Annotated in this window: 15 protein-coding genes; 5 read left to right on the top strand and 10 right to left on the bottom strand. The window is 61.0% G+C overall.

What is annotated here, in order from left to right:
* Positions 1-31: 31 nt before the first annotated feature.
* A complete protein-coding gene (locus BLO50_RS00785) occupies positions 32-1,858 on the bottom strand; it encodes a long-chain-acyl-CoA synthetase (protein WP_090247954.1) in 1,827 nt (608 codons plus the stop codon).
* A 179-nt stretch (positions 1,859-2,037) separates the two neighbouring features.
* On the opposite strand from BLO50_RS00785, the gene BLO50_RS00780 reads away from it, so the two are divergent.
* Both BLO50_RS00780 and BLO50_RS00775 read left to right on the top strand, forming a co-directional pair.
* Positions 2,038-2,412, top strand: a complete 375-nt coding sequence (locus BLO50_RS00780) for a VOC family protein (RefSeq protein WP_090247952.1) — start codon at positions 2,038-2,040, stop codon at positions 2,410-2,412.
* A gap of 104 nt (positions 2,413-2,516) precedes the next feature.
* Positions 2,517-3,299: a substrate-binding periplasmic protein gene (locus BLO50_RS00775; RefSeq protein ID WP_090247951.1), complete on the top strand. Its 783-nt coding sequence runs from the start codon at positions 2,517-2,519 to the stop codon at positions 3,297-3,299.
* Between the two features lie 5 nt (positions 3,300-3,304).
* On the opposite strand, the gene BLO50_RS00770 is transcribed toward BLO50_RS00775, so the two are convergent.
* Genes BLO50_RS00770 through BLO50_RS00740 form a run of 7 tightly spaced genes read right to left on the bottom strand, consistent with a single transcriptional unit; the run spans position 3,305 to position 12,485 of the window.
* The gene (locus tag BLO50_RS00770; protein WP_090247949.1) at positions 3,305-4,123 is read right to left on the bottom strand and encodes an SDR family oxidoreductase; all 819 of its coding nucleotides are present in this window, start codon (positions 4,121-4,123) and stop codon (positions 3,305-3,307) included.
* A 35-nt stretch (positions 4,124-4,158) separates the two neighbouring features.
* Positions 4,159-6,147 carry an acetyl/propionyl/methylcrotonyl-CoA carboxylase subunit alpha gene (locus BLO50_RS00765; RefSeq protein WP_090247947.1) on the bottom strand — a complete coding sequence of 663 codons (1,989 nt, stop codon included), beginning with the start codon at positions 6,145-6,147 and terminating at the stop codon, positions 4,159-4,161.
* A gap of 55 nt (positions 6,148-6,202) precedes the next feature.
* Entirely contained in the window at positions 6,203-7,003 is an 801-nt protein-coding gene (locus BLO50_RS00760) for an enoyl-CoA hydratase/isomerase family protein (RefSeq protein ID WP_090247945.1), read from the bottom strand.
* A 10-nt stretch (positions 7,004-7,013) separates the two neighbouring features.
* Positions 7,014-8,174 (bottom strand): citronellyl-CoA dehydrogenase, encoded by a 1,161-nt coding sequence (atuD, locus tag BLO50_RS00755; RefSeq protein WP_090247944.1) that lies wholly within the window; start codon positions 8,172-8,174, stop codon positions 7,014-7,016.
* Between the two features lie 18 nt (positions 8,175-8,192).
* Positions 8,193-9,809 carry a geranyl-CoA carboxylase subunit beta gene (atuC, locus tag BLO50_RS00750; protein ID WP_090247942.1) on the bottom strand — a complete coding sequence of 539 codons (1,617 nt, stop codon included), beginning with the start codon at positions 9,807-9,809 and terminating at the stop codon, positions 8,193-8,195.
* Positions 9,810-9,813: 4 nt separating this feature from the next.
* Entirely contained in the window at positions 9,814-10,683 is an 870-nt protein-coding gene (locus BLO50_RS00745) for an SDR family oxidoreductase (protein ID WP_090247941.1), read from the bottom strand.
* A 2-nt stretch (positions 10,684-10,685) separates the two neighbouring features.
* Positions 10,686-12,485, bottom strand: coding sequence for an acyclic terpene utilization AtuA family protein (locus BLO50_RS00740; RefSeq protein ID WP_090247939.1), 1,800 nt, complete (start codon positions 12,483-12,485; stop codon positions 10,686-10,688).
* A gap of 242 nt (positions 12,486-12,727) precedes the next feature.
* On the opposite strand from BLO50_RS00740, the gene BLO50_RS00735 reads away from it, so the two are divergent.
* The 3 genes from BLO50_RS00735 (at position 12,728) to BLO50_RS00725 (ending at position 15,138) form a co-directional block, all read left to right on the top strand.
* Positions 12,728-13,351 (top strand): TetR/AcrR family transcriptional regulator, encoded by a 624-nt coding sequence (locus BLO50_RS00735; RefSeq protein WP_090247938.1) that lies wholly within the window; start codon positions 12,728-12,730, stop codon positions 13,349-13,351.
* Positions 13,352-13,603: 252 nt separating this feature from the next.
* Positions 13,604-14,245, top strand: a complete 642-nt coding sequence (locus tag BLO50_RS00730; RefSeq protein WP_244152816.1) for a transporter substrate-binding domain-containing protein — start codon at positions 13,604-13,606, stop codon at positions 14,243-14,245.
* A gap of 71 nt (positions 14,246-14,316) precedes the next feature.
* Entirely contained in the window at positions 14,317-15,138 is an 822-nt protein-coding gene (locus BLO50_RS00725) for a type 2 periplasmic-binding domain-containing protein (RefSeq protein ID WP_169852823.1), read from the top strand.
* Here the strand turns inward: BLO50_RS00725 and BLO50_RS00720 are convergent.
* Positions 15,089-15,847: a CPBP family intramembrane glutamic endopeptidase gene (locus tag BLO50_RS00720; protein ID WP_090247935.1), complete on the bottom strand. Its 759-nt coding sequence runs from the start codon at positions 15,845-15,847 to the stop codon at positions 15,089-15,091. The genes BLO50_RS00725 and BLO50_RS00720 overlap by 50 nt on opposite strands.
* A 20-nt stretch (positions 15,848-15,867) precedes the next feature.
* Positions 15,868-16,035 (bottom strand): DUF2897 family protein, encoded by a 168-nt coding sequence (locus BLO50_RS00715; protein WP_090247932.1) that lies wholly within the window; start codon positions 16,033-16,035, stop codon positions 15,868-15,870.
* Between the last annotated feature and the right edge of the window lie 124 nt (positions 16,036-16,159).

Below are 16,159 nucleotides of genomic sequence, written 5' to 3'. Positions count from 1 at the left end.
GCGACGGCCAACCATCGCCGGATACGGCTGATCAGAAGCGGTAGGCCTGTTGACTGATGGCGTTGAACAGGTGGTGATCCAGCCGCGTAAAGCATGATTCGCCCGGTAGACGCACCCAAAGCGGTTCCTGCACCCGCGTCGGATCGTAGGCGGCCTGCTTGAGGTCAGCCTTCTTGTATTTGAAGGTGCCGGTGGTTTCCACCTCGCCGAGCAGGCGGATAAACAGCGGCGCGGCGTACACCGGCAGTTCGGCATCCAGGTGTGCGGCGAGGGCGGCGTTATCCAGTTGCTGGCCTTCACTCAGGCGCAGCGCCGCCATGCCACAACGGCCATTGGTGCCGGGGATTTCCACGCCATAGACCACCGCATCTTCCACGCCTGGGAAGGCACCGAGGACGTTCTCCACTTCAGTGGTGGAGACGTTTTCGCCTTTCCAGCGGAAGGTATCGCCGAGGCGGTCGACAAATTGCGCATGCTTGCAGCCGATGTCGCGCATCAGGTCGCCGGTGTTGAACCAGGCATCGCCCTTCTTGAACACGTTGCGCAGGATCGCCGCCTCGCTCTTGGCCGGGTCGGTGTAACCGTCGAACGGCCACTTGGCGCTGATCTCGCTGATCAGCAGGCCCGCTTCGCCTTTCTTGGCTTTTTCCAGAAAGCCTTTTTTGCCACGTACCGCCTGGTCGTTCTCCAGGTCGTAACGCACGATGGCATAGGTGGCGGGGGAGAAGCCCACGGTATTGTCGAAGTTGAACACGTTGGTAAAACCGATATTGCCTTCGCTGGAGGCATAGAACTCGGTGATCTGCTCGACCCCAAAGCGGGCCTTGAACTCGGCCCAGATTGAGGGGCGCAGGCCGTTGCCAATCATGCAGCGCAGGCTGTTGTTCTTCTCGGCGGCCGTCTCGGGCTGGTTAAGCAGGTAGCGGCACAGCTCGCCGATATAGCCGAAGCAGGTGGCCTGATAACGCTGCACATCCGCCCAGAAGGCGCTGGCGGAAAACTTGCGGCGTAGGGCGATGGCCGCCCCGCCAGCCAGGGCGGCGCTCCAGCATACGGTGACGGCGTTGTTGTGGTAGCAGGGCAGGGTCAGGTAGAGCACGTCCTGATTGTTCAGGGTCAGCCCTGAGTGGCCGAAGCCGCCATAGGCCTTGATCCACTTGCCGTGGCTCATGATCGAGGCTTTGGGCAGCCCGGTGGTGCCGGAGGTGTAGATCAGAAAACAAGGGTCCTTCATCTGCACCTTGGCGCTATCAGGCGGATTATCACTGGCCTGGCTGCGTGCCAGCTGCATCAGGTTGGTCCAGCCAGCCGGTGCCTGGCCGGCATCGCTGAGGCAATCTTGATCGGCTACCCAGTAGCGTGGCGTCTGCGGGTTATCGAGTTGCTCGGCGATCTCATTGAAGGCAGTGAGCAGTTCTTCGCCGATCAGCATAAAGCCCGGTTTCACCAGATTTAGGCTATGCGCCAGCACCTTGCCGCGCTGGGTGGTGTTGACCAGGGCACCGACCGCACCGAGCTTGCTCAACGCCGCGAGAATCGCCAGCAGCTCCAGGCGGTTTTCCAGCATTACCGCCACCACGCTGCCATGGCGCACGCCTTCGGCCTTGAAGGCCCAGGCCAGGCGGTTGGCCCAGGCGTTGAACTGGGCATAACTGAGACTGCGCGACTCATCCATCAGCGCCGGACGCTGCGGGTGTTGTTGCGCTGCCCGTTCCAGTGCCCAGGCCAGGGAGAGGTTCTTTTCGCGATTGCGGATACCGGCGTAGTACAGGCCGCGCAGCATGCGCGGTACACGCGGCAGATGCTGCGGCAAGCGGGTGAGAAAACGCAGCGGGGAAATCAGATCGGTCTGGCTCATGGCTCTCGCGCTTATGGTTGTTATGCGGCGGCGAAGTGCCACTCTAGCCGTCGTCCGATAGCGCTGCCATGGCTGTGGCGCATGCCGGACAAGGCAGCTCGGCAAATAACTGTCCAGGTCGTTGCCGAGCCATTCGGGGTGTGGCATTACAGGGAATGCTTAATGCTGAGGAGCCGGCGATGAACCTGAATCAAGTGACTGTTGGGGTCAGCGATGTGCCGCGCGCGATCCGCTTTTACCAGCAACTGGGGTTGCAACTGATTGTCGAGAGCCTGCCGGACTATGCGCGGTTCTGTTGCCCGGATGGCCAGGCCAGCTTTTCCCTGAGTCGGGTCGAAAAGGTGCCGGCCAGCCAGACCCTGATTTACTTCGAATGCGTGGAGCTGGATCAGACCGTTGCCCGCCTGCAGGCTCAGGGCGTCGAGTTCAGCATGCTGCCGACCGACCAGCCTTGGCTGTGGCGCGAAGCCTATCTGCAAGACCCGGATGGCAATCCGCTGTGCCTCTACCACGCCGGTGAAAACCGCCTGAATCCGCCTTGGCGGCTGAGCTGAAACGCCAAGTCGATGTTTTTGCAGGCCGGCAAGCCACTGAAGCTGGCCTGCGGCTAGACTCTCTACAGTGATCGGTTCAACAGTTTTTACCCTAAGGTTTGTGCATGAGAACAACTCGCCGTGTTTCAGCTACATCGCCTGTGTTTATCCTCTTTACGCTGATCCTGTTGGCCCCGTTGGCGAGTGCCGACAGCCTGCGCGTTGGCTACTTCGACCTGCCGCCTCATACGCCGTTGCCAGGGCAGGCCGATACTGAAGGGACGGCGATTGCCTACTTCGAGAAAATTGCCGAGCGTATGCAGCTTAAAGCGGTGAGTTATCAACGCTATCCATTGTCACGGCTGTTGCAGATGCTGCAGCGTGATCAGCTGGATATGGCACTGATCCTGGCCAAGACTCCGGAACGTGAAGCGACGCTGGTCTACCCGGCACAGCCCTTTGTGGTGGTGCAACCGTTGCTACTGGTGGCCCGTGAGCACCCTCTGCAGCGGGTTGATTCAGTCGAACAACTGCTGCCCTTGCGTCTAGGCGCTTGGCAGGACGGATACCGCTCGCCCATGCTGCGTGACCCACGCTTGCAACTGCAAACCCTGAGCAGCAGCAACGTATTGAACCAGAGCCTAAAAATGCTCCAGGCCGGGCGCCTGGAGGCGTTCTACTACCCCGACGACTTGGCCGTGCGCTATCAGGTGCAACACCTGAGCATGCAAGACAGCATTCGCCTGCTGCCGTTGCCCAAGGAGCGCATGCAGCTCTACTCAGCATTCTCCCGCGCCGCAGCCGAGCGGTATCTGCAGCGTTATGAGCGAGCGCAGGCCGAGGTGGCAGCGCAGCAGGGGTACTCGGCGTTTTTTACCGAACACCTATTACCGGCTACTGCGCACTAGGGCGGCTAGTCGATAAACAGGTCGGTCATCAGTTTGCCGGCCGGGTCATAGCGGTATTGCTCGAAGTCGCTCTGGCCCTGCTCACGCAGGATTTCCTCGTCGATCAGTAAGCGTCCGCTGATGCTGCGTTCGCTGCTGGACAGGATGGCGTGTGCGGCATCGGCCATGATCGCCGGCAGGCGTGCGGCCTTCATTACCGCCGGACCGCCGGCCTCGAACTCGATGGCGGCGGTGGCGATCACCGTCTTTGGCCACAGCGAGTTGACGCTGATGCCGTACTTTTTGAATTCCTCATGCATACCTAAGGTCAGCATGCTCATGCCGTACTTGGTGGTGGTGTAGGGGCCGTAGTTGGCGAACCACTTGGGGTCGAGGTTAAGCGGCGGCGACAGGCTGAGAATATGGCCCTTGCTCTGCTTAAGGTAGGGCAACGCCGCCTGGCTGCAGACCATCACCGCGCGGGTGTTGATCTGGAACATCAGGTCGAAGCGCTTGGGTTCGAGTTTCTCCACCCCTACCAGCTTGATCGCGCCGGCGTTGTTGATCAGCGCGTCGATGCCGCCAAAGTGCTCGGCTGCCTGGGCCATGGCGGCTTTTACCGCGTTTTCGTCACGCACATCGACTTGCAGGGCCAGTGCCTTACCACCGACTTCCTCGACCTCGGCTGCCACCGAGTGGATGGTGCCGGGCAGCTTGGCATGAGGCTCGGCGCTTTTCGCAGCAATCACGATATTGGCCCCCTCACGCGCGGCGCGCAGGGCGATTTCACGGCCGATGCCACGGCTGGCGCCGGTGATAAATAGGGTTTTGCCTTGCAGTGACATATGGCGTCTCCAATTTTATTTTTATGTAGGGTGGATCAGGTCTCTGCGGCTTCGATTTCCACCAGCAGCTGGCGATTCTTAACCTGATCGCCACGGCTGACGCCAATCCGGCGAACCACGCCATCGATGTTGGCTTTGAGCGGGTGTTCCATCTTCATCGCTTCCAACACCACCAGCAGTTGGCCTTTGCTGACGCTGGCGCCTTCTTTCACCAGCACCTCGACAATCGCGCCGTCCATCGGCGCCTTGACGCTGCCCGAGCCGGCGCCGGCAGCGCTGCTGACCGGCTGGTGGGTGATATCAGTTAGCTGCAGATTGCCGTTATGGCCATACAGCCAGAGGTTTTCGCCAACCAGGTGATAGGCCAGGCGTTGGCGAATGCCGTCCAGCTCCAGGTTGGCCCAGCGGCCGTCGCTAGCCAGCAGTGTGAGGCTGACCTGCTGTTCGCCAATCTTGGCCAGCAGGCTGGGCTGTGGGCCGTCGCCCAGCACTTCCAGCTCCACGGTAAATGTCTGTTCGCCCTGCTTGAGCAGAAAGCGCCAGGGCGCGCTGCCGGCGTTACGCCAGCCGGAGAGGCCCGGTTGGTGCGCACGGGCATTGGCCGATTGCTGGAACAGCAAGGCAGCGGCGGTGGCCAGTTCCCTGGCTTTTGGCGGCTGCGGGCTTAGGCTCGGGTCGTTGGCGAAATGCTCGGCGATAAACGCGGTGGTGGCATTGCCGGCGGCAAACTCGGGGTGGCTGAGCAGGTTGGCGAGAAAGCGCTGGTTGCCGTTGACGCCCAGCAGCACGCAATCCTCAACCGCACGCACCAGCTTGCGCCGCGCTTCTTCGCGGGTGGTGCCGTAGGCAATGACCTTGGCCAGCATCGGGTCGTAGAACGGCGTGATCGCTTGGCCTTCGACCAGGCCATGGTCGATGCGAATGCCGTCGCGCAGCGCCGGCTCCCAGCGCAGTGCGGTGCCGGTTTGCGGCAGGAAGTTCTGCGTGGCGTCTTCGGCGTACAGGCGTACTTCCATGGCGTGGCCGGTGAGGCGAATCTCGTCTTGCTTAAGCGGCAGTGGCTGGCCTTCAGCGACGCGAATTTGCCAGGCGACCAGGTCTTGCCCGGTGATCAGTTCGGTGACCGGGTGTTCCACTTGCAGGCGGGTGTTCATCTCCAGAAAGAAGAATTCGCCGCTCTGATCCAGCAGAAACTCGACGGTGCCGGCGCCGACATAGTTGACCGAGGCAGCGGCCTTGACAGCCGCTTCGCCCATGGCTTGGCGCAGCTCTGGCGTCATCACCGGGCAGGGCGCTTCCTCGACCACCTTCTGGTGGCGGCGTTGCACCGAGCAGTCACGCTCGCCGAGATAAACGATGCTGCCGTGCTGATCGCCGAACACCTGGATTTCCACATGGCGTGGTTGGATCACTGCACGTTCGAGAATCAGCTCGCCGGAGCCGAAGGCATTCTGCGCCTCGGAGCGGGCGGTACGAATCTGCGCCAGCAGCTCGCTGGATTCGTGTACCAGACGCATGCCACGGCCACCGCCACCGGCACTGGCCTTGATCATCAATGGGTAGCCGATGCGGCCGGCTTCGCGGCTCAGGGTTTCATCGTCCTGGGCTGCGCCCTCAAAACCGGGAATGCACGGCACGCCGGCTTCAAGCATGGCGATCTTCGACAGGCGCTTGCTGCCCATCAGGTGGATGGCTTCCACAGTCGGGCCCATAAACACGATGCCGGCAGCCTCACAGGCGCGGGCGAAGTCGGCATTTTCCGAGAGAAAGCCGTAGCCGGGGTGGATCGCATCGGCTCCGGTTTTCTGCGCCGCGGCGATGATGTTGGCGATCACTAGGTACGACTGGTTGACCTGGGCCGGGCCGATGCACACGGCTTCATCGGCTTGCTGCACATGGCGTGCGTCGGCGTCGGCTTCCGAGTACACGGCCACGGTGCGGTAGCCGAGGTCTTGGGCGGTGCGCATCACCCGACAGGCGATTTCCCCGCGGTTGGCGATCAGAATCTTGTTAAAGGCGGGCATCTGTGTGCTCCTGCTGGGGTCGTAAACCTGGCGATCAGGTCATGTTGTAGGGGGCTTATTCAGCAGCCCACTTCGGCGCACGTTTTTGCATAAAGGCCATGGTGCCCTCGACGCCTTCGGTACCGGTTACCGCCGCGGCAAACTGCTCGGCGGCGCGGTCCAGCAAAGGTCCGAGTGCTTCGTTTTCTGCGGCCAGCAACAGGGCTTTGGTCTGGGCATTGGCCTGCGGCGCGCATTGGCGCACCTGGCTGAGTACCTGGTGCAAACGGGCGTCGACGGCTTCGCTATCGGCTTCGCTGAAGTGCACCAGGCCCAGGCGTTCGGCCTCGCTGCCATTGAAGCGGGCGGCGGTAAGGGCCAGGCGCCGGGTTTGGGTTAGGCCGATACGCTTGACCACGAAGGGGGCGATTTGCGCTGGCAGAATGCCCAGGGTGGTTTCTGGCAGGCCGAACTTGGCGCCCTGCTGGCAGATGGCGATATCCGACACGCAGGCTAGGCCGAAGCCGCCGCCCAGTACCGCGCCTTCGAGCACTGCAATCAGAACCTGTGGCGTACTTTGCGCTTCTTCCAGCAGGCTGCCGAAGGCGCGGTTAAGGCTGCGGTAGGCATCACCACCCGCCGCTCTGGCACCGGCCATATCCTTGATATCGCCACCTGCGCAGAAGTGTCCGCCGGCACCGCGTAGCACGATGGCGCGCACGTTCAGATCATTGCGCAGGCTTTCCAGCACTGCGCGTAGCTCCGTGACCATGGCCAGGCTCATGGCGTTGCGGCTTTCCGGGCGGTTAAGGGTGATGTGCAGCACACCGGCGTCGAGGCTTAGCAGCAGGGTTTCGCAGTTCGGTAGAGCGGCCATGGTCGCGTCCTCAGCCTTTTTTCTTGCCAGGCAGAATGCCCATCAGCTTGCAGATAATGCCCAGCATGATTTCGTCGGCACCGCCGCCGATGCTCACCAGGCGCACGTCGCGGTAGGCGCGGGCCACCGGGTTTTCCCACATGTAGCCCATGCCGCCCCAGTACTGCAGGCAGCTGTCGGTAACCTCACGGCCAAGACGGCCGGCCTTGAGCTTGGCCATCGAGGCCAGGTTGGTCACGTCGCGGCCGCGTACGTACTGCTCGGTGGCCTGGTAGACCAGGGCGCGCAGGCACTCGACTTCGGTCTGCAGCTCGGCCATGCGGAAGTGGATCACCTGGTTGTCGATCAGCGCATTGCCGAAGGTCTTGCGCTCCTTGCAGTAGTCGATGGTGGCGTTGATGCAGTGCTCCAGGCCCTTGATCATGTTGGCCGCACCGAACAGACGCTCTTCCTGGAACTGCAGCATCTGCATCATAAAACCGGCGCCTTCGTGGCCGATGCGGTAGCGCTGCGGCACGCGCACGTTGTCGAAGAACACCTGGGCGGTCTCCGAGCTGCGCATGCCGAGTTTGTCCAGGTGCGGGCTGACCGAAATGCCCGGGGTATTCATCGGTACCATGATCAGCGACTTGTTGACGTGCGGCTTGTCATCGCTGGTATTGGCCAGCAGGCAGATAAAGTCGGCGGATGGCGAGTTGGTGATCCACATCTTGCTGCCGTTGATCACATAGTCGCTGCCGTCTTTCTTGGCGGTGGTTTTTAGCCCGGCCACATCCGAGCCGGCACCGACTTCGGATACGCCGATGCAGCCGACCATCTCACCGGCAATCGCCGGTTTGAGGAATTCCTCGCGCAGCTCATCGGAGCCGAAGCGCGCCAAAGCTGGGGTGCACATGTCGGTCTGCACGCCGATGGACATCGGGATGCCGCCACAGATGATGGTGCCGAACTCTTCGGCGGCGACGATCGAGTAGCTGTAGTCCAGGCCCATGCCGCCGAATTTTTCCGGCTTGGAGATGCCCAGCAAGCCGAGGTCGCCGGCTTTCTTGAAAATCTCATGGATCGGGAAGCGGCCGTCCTTTTCCCACTGCTCGACGTGCGGGTTGATTTCCTTGTCGACAAAATTACGGACCGTGCGGCGCAGCTCTTCGTGTTCTTGGGCAAAGATCATTTTTTATTCTCCGAAGGGTTACAGGCGGGCTACGCCGAAAGTGGTGGTTTTAAGCGGGCGAACAGCGGCTTCGGCACAGATATCCAGCAGGTAGCCGAGCAATTTTCGCGTATCGCGCGGGTCGATCAGGCCGTCGTCCCACAGGCTGGCAGTGCCGTAGAGCGCGGTGGATTGGCTGTCGAGTTTCTGCGCGGTGACGGTTTCCAGCATGTCGAGCATTTTAGGGTCGGCTTCTTTGCCTTCCTTTAGGTGTTTTTCCTCGGTGACGATGCGCAGCACCTTGCCGGCCTGGGCACCGCCCATCACGGCGGTCTTGCTGTTGGGCCAGGCGAAGATAAAGCGCGGGTCGAGGCCACGGCCGCACATGGCGTAGTTGCCGGCGCCATAGGAGCCGCCGACCACGATGGTCAGTTTCGGCACCGTGGCATTGGCCACTGCCTGGATCATCTTCGAGCCGTGCTTGATCACCCCGAGCTGTTCCGACTCGGTGCCGACCATAAAGCCGGTGGTGTTATGGAAGAACAAGATCGGCGTATTACTCTGCTCGCACAGCTGGATAAATTGCGCCGCCTTGGCCGCGCCTTGCGGGGTGATCGGGCCGTTGTTGCCAATAAAGCCGCAGGGCTGGCCTTCGATCTGCAAGTGGCCGCAGACCGTCTGGTTGTCGAACTCGTTCTTGAAGTCGAGGAAGGCCGAGCCGTCGGCGATACGCGCGATGATTTCGCGCACGTCGTAGGGCTTCTTGGCGTCTGCCGGGACCAAGCCGAGCAGTTCTTCGACCGGATACAGCGGCTCGCTGTAGGCCTTGGCTGGGCGTGCCGGTAGTTGCGCATTCCACGGCAACATGGCGAGAATTTCGCGGGCGATACGCACACCATCGGCGTCATTCTCAGCCAGATATTCGGCGGTGCCGGCGACCTGGGCGTGCATCTCGGCACCGCCCAGTTGCTCATCGGTGGCGATTTCGCCGGTGGCAGCTTTTAGCAGCGGCGGGCCGGCGAGGAACATCTTGGCCTTGCCGCGCACTACCACCACGTAATCGGACAGCCCCGGTTGATAAGCGCCGCCGGCGGTGCTGGAACCGTGCACCACGGTGATTTGCGGCAAACCCATGGCTGACATGCGCGCCTGGTTGGCAAAGCCGCGCGCGCCTTCGACAAAGATATCGGCGGCGTAGTTGAGGTTGGCGCCGCCGCTTTCGGTCAGGGCGACTACCGGTAGTTTGTTCTCGAAGGCGATCTGCTGCAGGCGCAGGGTCTTCTTCAGACCGGTCGGGGAGATGGTGCCGCCCTTGATCGCACTGTTGCTGGCGGTGACCAGGCAGCGCACCCCGGCGATATAACCGATGCCGGAAATAATCCCGCCGCCGGCCTGGGTGCCGTCCTTGTCGTCGTGCAGCTTGTAGCCAGCCAGCGATGACAGTTCGAGAAAGGGCGCGCCGGGGTCGAGCAGCAGGTTAAGGCGCTCACGCGGCAGCAACTGGCCGCGCTTTTCGAATTTGGCTTTGGCCTCGGCAGCCTTGTTCAGGCAGTTCTGTTCGATCTGGCGAAAGCTGTCGACGGCGGCGAGCATGGCTTCGCGGTTCTTGGCGAAGTCCTCACCATGCACGTCAATCTCGGAATGGATTACCGGCATGGCATTATTCCTCGCCCTTGAGTACGTCAGGCACGTAGGCCCGATGGAAGCCGTTATAGGTTTCGCTGTTCTTCGCCTTGCCCAGGGTCCAGGCGCGGGTGCCCTGGCTCGCTGCGCCGTCGATGCGGATGGTATTGCCGCTGATGAAATTGGCGCCTGGCGTGAGCAGGAAGACGATGGCGGCGGCCACTTCCGATTCGCTGCCAATGCGTTGCAGCGGCACATGGTCCTTGAGCGAGCGGATCATGTTCTTCATCGATTCGGGGTAGGTGTCCATGCCGCTGGAGGCGATCCAGCCCGGTGCTACGGCGTTGACCCGCACCCCGGCATGACCCCATTCGTAGGCAGCAGTCTTGGTGAAGTTCTCCATGCCGGCACGTGCGGCACCCGAGTGGCCCATCCCGGGCATTCCGCCCCACATATCGGCGAGCATGTTGACGATGCTGCCGCCATGCTTGCTCATGCTCTGCAGGAACACTTCCTTGGCGATCAGAAAACCGCCGACCAGGTTGGTGCGCACCACGGTTTCGAAGCCTTTCTGGTTGATGCCGATCAGTGGCGCGGGGAACTGGCCACCGGCGTTGTTGACCAGGTGATGGATCTGCCCGCGCTCGGCGACCACGGTTTTGACCATGGCCTTGACCGCTTCTTCATCACGGATATCGCATACCTGGAAACTGGCTTGGCCGCCGTCTTCAATAATTTCGCCGCAGGTGGCTTCGAGCTTTTCCAGCTTGCGTCCGACCAGCACCACATGAGCGCCGAGGTTCGCCAGTTCATGGGCAGTGCAACGGCCGATGCCGCTGCCGCCACCGGTGACCAGAATGGTTTGGCCGCTAAAGAGGCCGGGTTTAAAGACCGAGTCGTAGCTCATTGTTATTGTCCTTGTGCGAGGCTAGCGGCCAGTGCCTGGGGCACTGGCACCGGGAATTCCAGCAGCTGTTGGGCAAAGGCCTTGCCTTGCGGGTCGATGCGCAGGGAGGCGACGCCACCACCACCGAGGGCGTTCTCCAGCAGGAAGTTCAGGCTATGGCTGCCGGGCAGATACCAGCGGCTGACCTTGCCGGTTTGCGGGTCGAGCGCGTGCTGCATCCATTCGGCCACGGCACCCTCACTCAGCGCAGCGGCGATCCAGGCCAAGTACTCGGGTTTTCTGGCCATTACGCCAATATTGCTGTGGTTGCCCTTGTCGCCGGAGCGCGCCACGGCCAGCTTGATCAGCGGTACGCAGGCGTCGGCCTGGCCGCTTGGCTGCGGGGCGGCTATATCGGCAGCAATCTGCGCGCTGTCCAGCGCCGTGATCTGCGGCAGTGCGACCGGTGTGCGTTCGCCGTTCAGTTCCACTTCCATTGCGCAGGCGCCTTTGTCAGCGAGAAAGCTGAACAGGCGGATTACCGGGTAAACCGTAGGGCGACCACCGACGATGCCGGTCAGCCCCGGTGCCATGCCGGTCGCCGCCTGGGCGATCTCACGGGAGAACAACACCAGGGCTTCTTTCTTGGCATGGCGCACGGCGATCTTGATCACGATCTCGCGGGTGTCGGTGCGCTGGCCACGCGGACCGTAGGTGGCTTCGGAACCCAGCAGCTCGATGCTGACTTCCTTGTAAGGCCCCCAGCCGCGCTCGACGAACATTTCTTCGGTCTTGCTGATGATCGCCTGGCTGACGCGCTGGGCTTTCTTTACCGCATCGATACCAGCCATCAAGCAGCTGGCGGTACAGCGGAAACCGTCTGGGTGGGTGGCGCTGACCTTGTATTGATCAGTTGGCGGCAGGCCGCGCGCGCCTTTCAGCTCCACACGGTTGTCGCCGACCTGACTCAGTTGCACCTGGGTGAAATCGCAGAGCGCATCGGGCAGGTAGTAGGCCCGTGGGTCGCCGATTTCATAGAGCATCTGCTCGCCCACGGTAAAAGGCGTGACCAAGCCGCCGGAACCTTCCGGCTTGGTCACGACAAAGCTGCCGTCGGCCGCCACTTCCACCACCGGGAAGCCAATATGTTCGTAGTCCGGCACGCTTTCCCAATCGGTGAAATTGCCGCCTGTGCACTGCGCGCCGCATTCGATGATATGCCCGGCCAGTGCGGCCTGAGCGAGATGGTCGTAGTCGCTCCAGTTCCAACCGAATTCATGCACCAGCGCGGCGCTGACCACGGCGCTGTCGACCACGCGGCCGGTGATGACGATATCCGCGCCGAGCTGCAAGGCTTTGACGATGCCCGGTGCACCGAGGTAGGCGTTGACCGACACGCAGAAGGGCGGCAACGGAGCGCTGCTGAACATCTCCACGGTACCGGCCTTGGCCAGCTCACCTAGCTTGGGCTGCAGGTTGTCGCCGTGCAGCACGGCAATCTTCAAGTTGACCCCGGCCTGCTCGCAGGCGGCTGCCAAAGCAGCGGCGCAGGCGCTGGGGTTGACCCCGCCGGCGTTGCTGATTACGCGGATATTCTTGGCGGCGATAGTGCCCAGCAGCGGCGCGAGGGTTTCCACAAAGTCGGTGGCGTAACCGGCGTCCGGTTTTTTCATCCGTGCGCCGGCCATGATCGACATGGTCACTTCGGCCAGGTAGTCGAATACCAGGTAATCCAGTTCGGTGCCCTGTACCAACTGGGCGGCGGCGGTGCTGGTATCGCCCCAGAAGGCGGAAGCGCAGCCGATGCGTACGGTTTTAGTCATTGGAATAGGTCCGCAACACATGAATAAGGTGAGCTGAAGGCTACCAAGCAAGCGCTTGGTTGAAAAGCCCTGAGGCGAATCTTTCTAACCTAAAGTGTGGCCAAGCGCTTGCTTGGGTGGCTGGCGCAGCATAAATTTCACTAATAACGACAAGCACTTGGGTAAACCAGCTGAGAACCAGCGTGCAATTGCAGGCTGGGCCGCTTGGCCCGAGGCATACAGAGAGTTGGAGAGTACTTAGCGTGGATGATCAACAAGCTCAGGCGGTGATGCAGCAACTGGTGGCCAGTGGGCAGATCACCGACCCGGACAGCGCACGCGGCAAGCTGCTGCAAACCGCCGCGCACCTGTTTCGCAGCAAGGGCTACGAGCGCACCACGGTGCGCGACCTGGCCAGCGCCGTAGGCATTCAGTCCGGCAGCATCTTTCATCACTTCAAGAGCAAGGATGAGATCCTGCGTTCGGTAATGGAGGAGACCATTCGCTACAACACCGCGCTGATGCAGGCTTCTCTGGCCGAAGCGACGGACCTGCGCGGCCGCGTGCTGGCGTTGATCCGCTGCGAACTACAATCGATCATGGGCGGTACCGGCGAGGCCATGGCGGTGCTGGTGTATGAATGGCGCTCGCTGTCGGAGCCGGGGCAGGTGTTTATCCTTGAGTTGCGCGACAACTACGAACAGCTCTGGCTGCAGGTGTTGGGCGAGGCAAAGGCGGCTGGTTACTTCAAAGCTGACCCGTTTATTCTGCGTCGCCTGCTGACGGGTGCGCTGAGTTGGACCACAACCTGGTTCCGTCCAGAAGGCCCCATGACTCTTGATCAACTGGCCGAAGAGGCCCTGTCGCTGGTACTAAAGGACGCTTGAGGAAATTCAGCTACGCTAGATGGCCTATTGATAGTATTTTGGCGCCAATGGATTACTGGTGTCTTAGGTCACGGAAGAAGTCGCTGCGTTTTTTCTGAGGTTCGCTGTGTGGCCGCGTTGTTACGGTGGGTACTGCTCGGATTGATGTTTTCTGCGGTGTGCGCTGTGCAGGCCGCAGAAGGTGTACGAGTGGGGGCCTACCATTTCCCTCCTTATGTGATTAAACCCGAAAGCGAGCGCCCTGGCGGGCTGTTGCCCGAATTGCTGCAGGCACTCAATCAGATGCAAAGCGACTACCGCTTCAGCCTGGTCGCGACCTCAGCCATGCGGCGTTATCGCGATCTGCAAAGTGGTCGTTTCGACCTGATGCTGTTCGAGTCCCCAGCTTGGGGCTGGCAGGATACCCCGCACACTGCGCTGGACCTGCGTGTCGAAGATGCCGAAGTCTATGTGGCACGTCGGCAGCCAGGTCGTGATGAGCATTATTTCGACGAGTTCGCGGGTAAACGGATGGCCCTGTACAGCGGCTATCACTATGGTTTTGCCGGGTTTAACTCGGACAAACAGTTTTTGACCCATGCATTCAACGCGGTGTTGACCTATTCCCACGACAGCAATCTGATCATGCTCCTGCGCGGTCGCGCCGATGTGGCCGTCGTGACACGTTCATACCTACGCTCGTATCAGCAGCACTACCCTGAGCAAAGCAGCGCGTTGCTGGTTTCCCAGCGAGTCGATCAGATATACCAGCACCAAGCACTCTTCCGTCCGGAGTCGACGATACAGCCACACACTTTTGCCCGGCTGCTTGAGCAACTCAACCGTGATAAACAGCTGGATAAGTTGCTGAATCGCTACCATCTGCGTGACGCATCAGCACTTATAAATGACTGAAAACGCTCTATTCGGTCAGATTTTCCTGGGGTAGGCTGCTGGTACTCAAAAAATAAGGAAGTTGACTTCATATGGGGTTCTTAGGACGCAGGGTAATCAGAGTGCTGGGCACGGGTTTGGTGTTGTTGCTCGCCGGGCCACTTATGGCCGCGCAGGAAGTGCGCGTGGCCTCTGTGTACTTCCCACCTTATGTGTTCAAAGCCGAGCAGACGCGCTCCACCGGCTTGCTCGAAGAGTTGGTCGTGGCACTGAATCAGGCCCAAACGGATTTCCACTTTGTCATGGTGCCAACAGCGGTTAAGCGGCGCTTTCGTGATTTCAAGCAGCAGCGTATCGACCTGGCGATTTTCGAGAACCCCGGTTGGGGCTGGCAGAACGTCCCACATGTGGCCCTGGACATGGGGTTGGAAGACTCTGAAGTGTTTGTCGCGCGCGCAAAGGCGAACCGTGGTCAAGACTATTTCGACTCGCTCAAAGACAAGCGCTTGGCCCTCTATCATGGCTATCACTACGCCTTTGCCGGCTTTGATTCCTCGCCTGAACACCTGACCAAGACCTTTAACGCCACCTTGACCCATTCCCACGAAAGCAATCTGCTGATGGTATTGCACGAACGGGCGGAGATCGCCCTGGTTACGCGCTCCTACATTGGGGATTTTCTGGAGCGTAATCGGCAATATGCAGGGCAGTTGTTAATTTCCGAGCGTGCCGACCAGCGCTATCGCCATCACGTGCTGTTACGCCCGCAGTCGCCGATCACGCCTGAGCAGTTTGTGGCGCTGTATGAGCCGCTGCGCGATAGCGGCCAGTTGGAAGCGATTTTTAGCCGCTATCAGGTTGCGGTCATGCCGCGCGCAACGGATAGCTCAGTAGCAGCAGGTGCAGCACATTAACTGCACCATGCAGAGCGATAGCCAGGCTTATGCGTCCGCTGAAATGAAAAATCAACCCATAGCCCAGTCCGGCGAACCCGGCGACCACAGCGAATAAAGGACTGAAGGGCAGGTGCACCGCGGCAAACAGCAGCGTCGTCAGGCCAATCCCCGCCCAGGCACCGAGCCAACTGACCAGCTGGCGCTGCAACAAGCCGCGAAACAGTAATTCTTCGGCCAGCACGGCCACTCCCAGGTTGACCGCCAACCACAGCCAAAACCCGTCTGGCCATTTCGGCTGCCAGCCCACCAAGCCCAGCGCCAACGCCATCAGCGGTACACCGAGCAACGTCAGTGCGGCGGTGAGCCAGACGTTTTTGGACAGTGGCTTGCTCGGCGTTTTCTGCCCCAGCCACCAGGCCAGCAGCGTGACACCGACCAGCAACTTGTCCCAGGATAGGCGCAGCGCGTAAGGCGCGGCATCGACGCTGAGTTGGCGTGGCGACCATAACGGTGTGGCGCTAAAGCCTGGGACGAGGTGTGCGGCAAAGGCAATGCAGGCCAGCAGGCTCAGTCCTGTCCACAGTGCTGGGTGTAGGTGCTTTTCGGCATACAACAGCCATGCACCGAGTGCGGCTCCAGCGGCCAACCCCGCCAGGTGGATATAACCCAGGGCAAACCCACTTGCCAGGCACAGGGCGGGGAGCAGCAGGCGCAGATGCAGTGGCATGAAACATCCTTGTGAGGGGGTTAGCGCTGGTCAGCGTCCTTGGCTGCCTGTTCGCGTTCACGCTGGTGAATCTTTGTCAGCTGTTCCTCGCTCAAGGGCAGTGGTTTGGCGGTGCGCAGCAGCACCATCAAGCCGCCCACGATGGAGCCCAATACCAGAAGTATGAACAGCCAGATATACCAGGTCATAACACCATCCTTGCAGAGTTGAGCAGCCACCATAGCGCGCGGCAGTCGGTAATTAAACGGCAACAGCGTTTCGAAGGGAGGCGCGCAAGGCTCTGGCGTGCGGGGTTAAATGTGATGACTGTCA

The sequence above is a fragment of the Pseudomonas peli genome (assembly GCF_900099645.1).
GTDB classification, from domain to species: Bacteria; Pseudomonadota; Gammaproteobacteria; order Pseudomonadales; family Pseudomonadaceae; genus Aquipseudomonas; species Aquipseudomonas peli.
The sequence above is the reverse complement of the archived record's forward strand: the minus strand, read 5'-3'. Positions and strand labels throughout refer to the sequence as shown.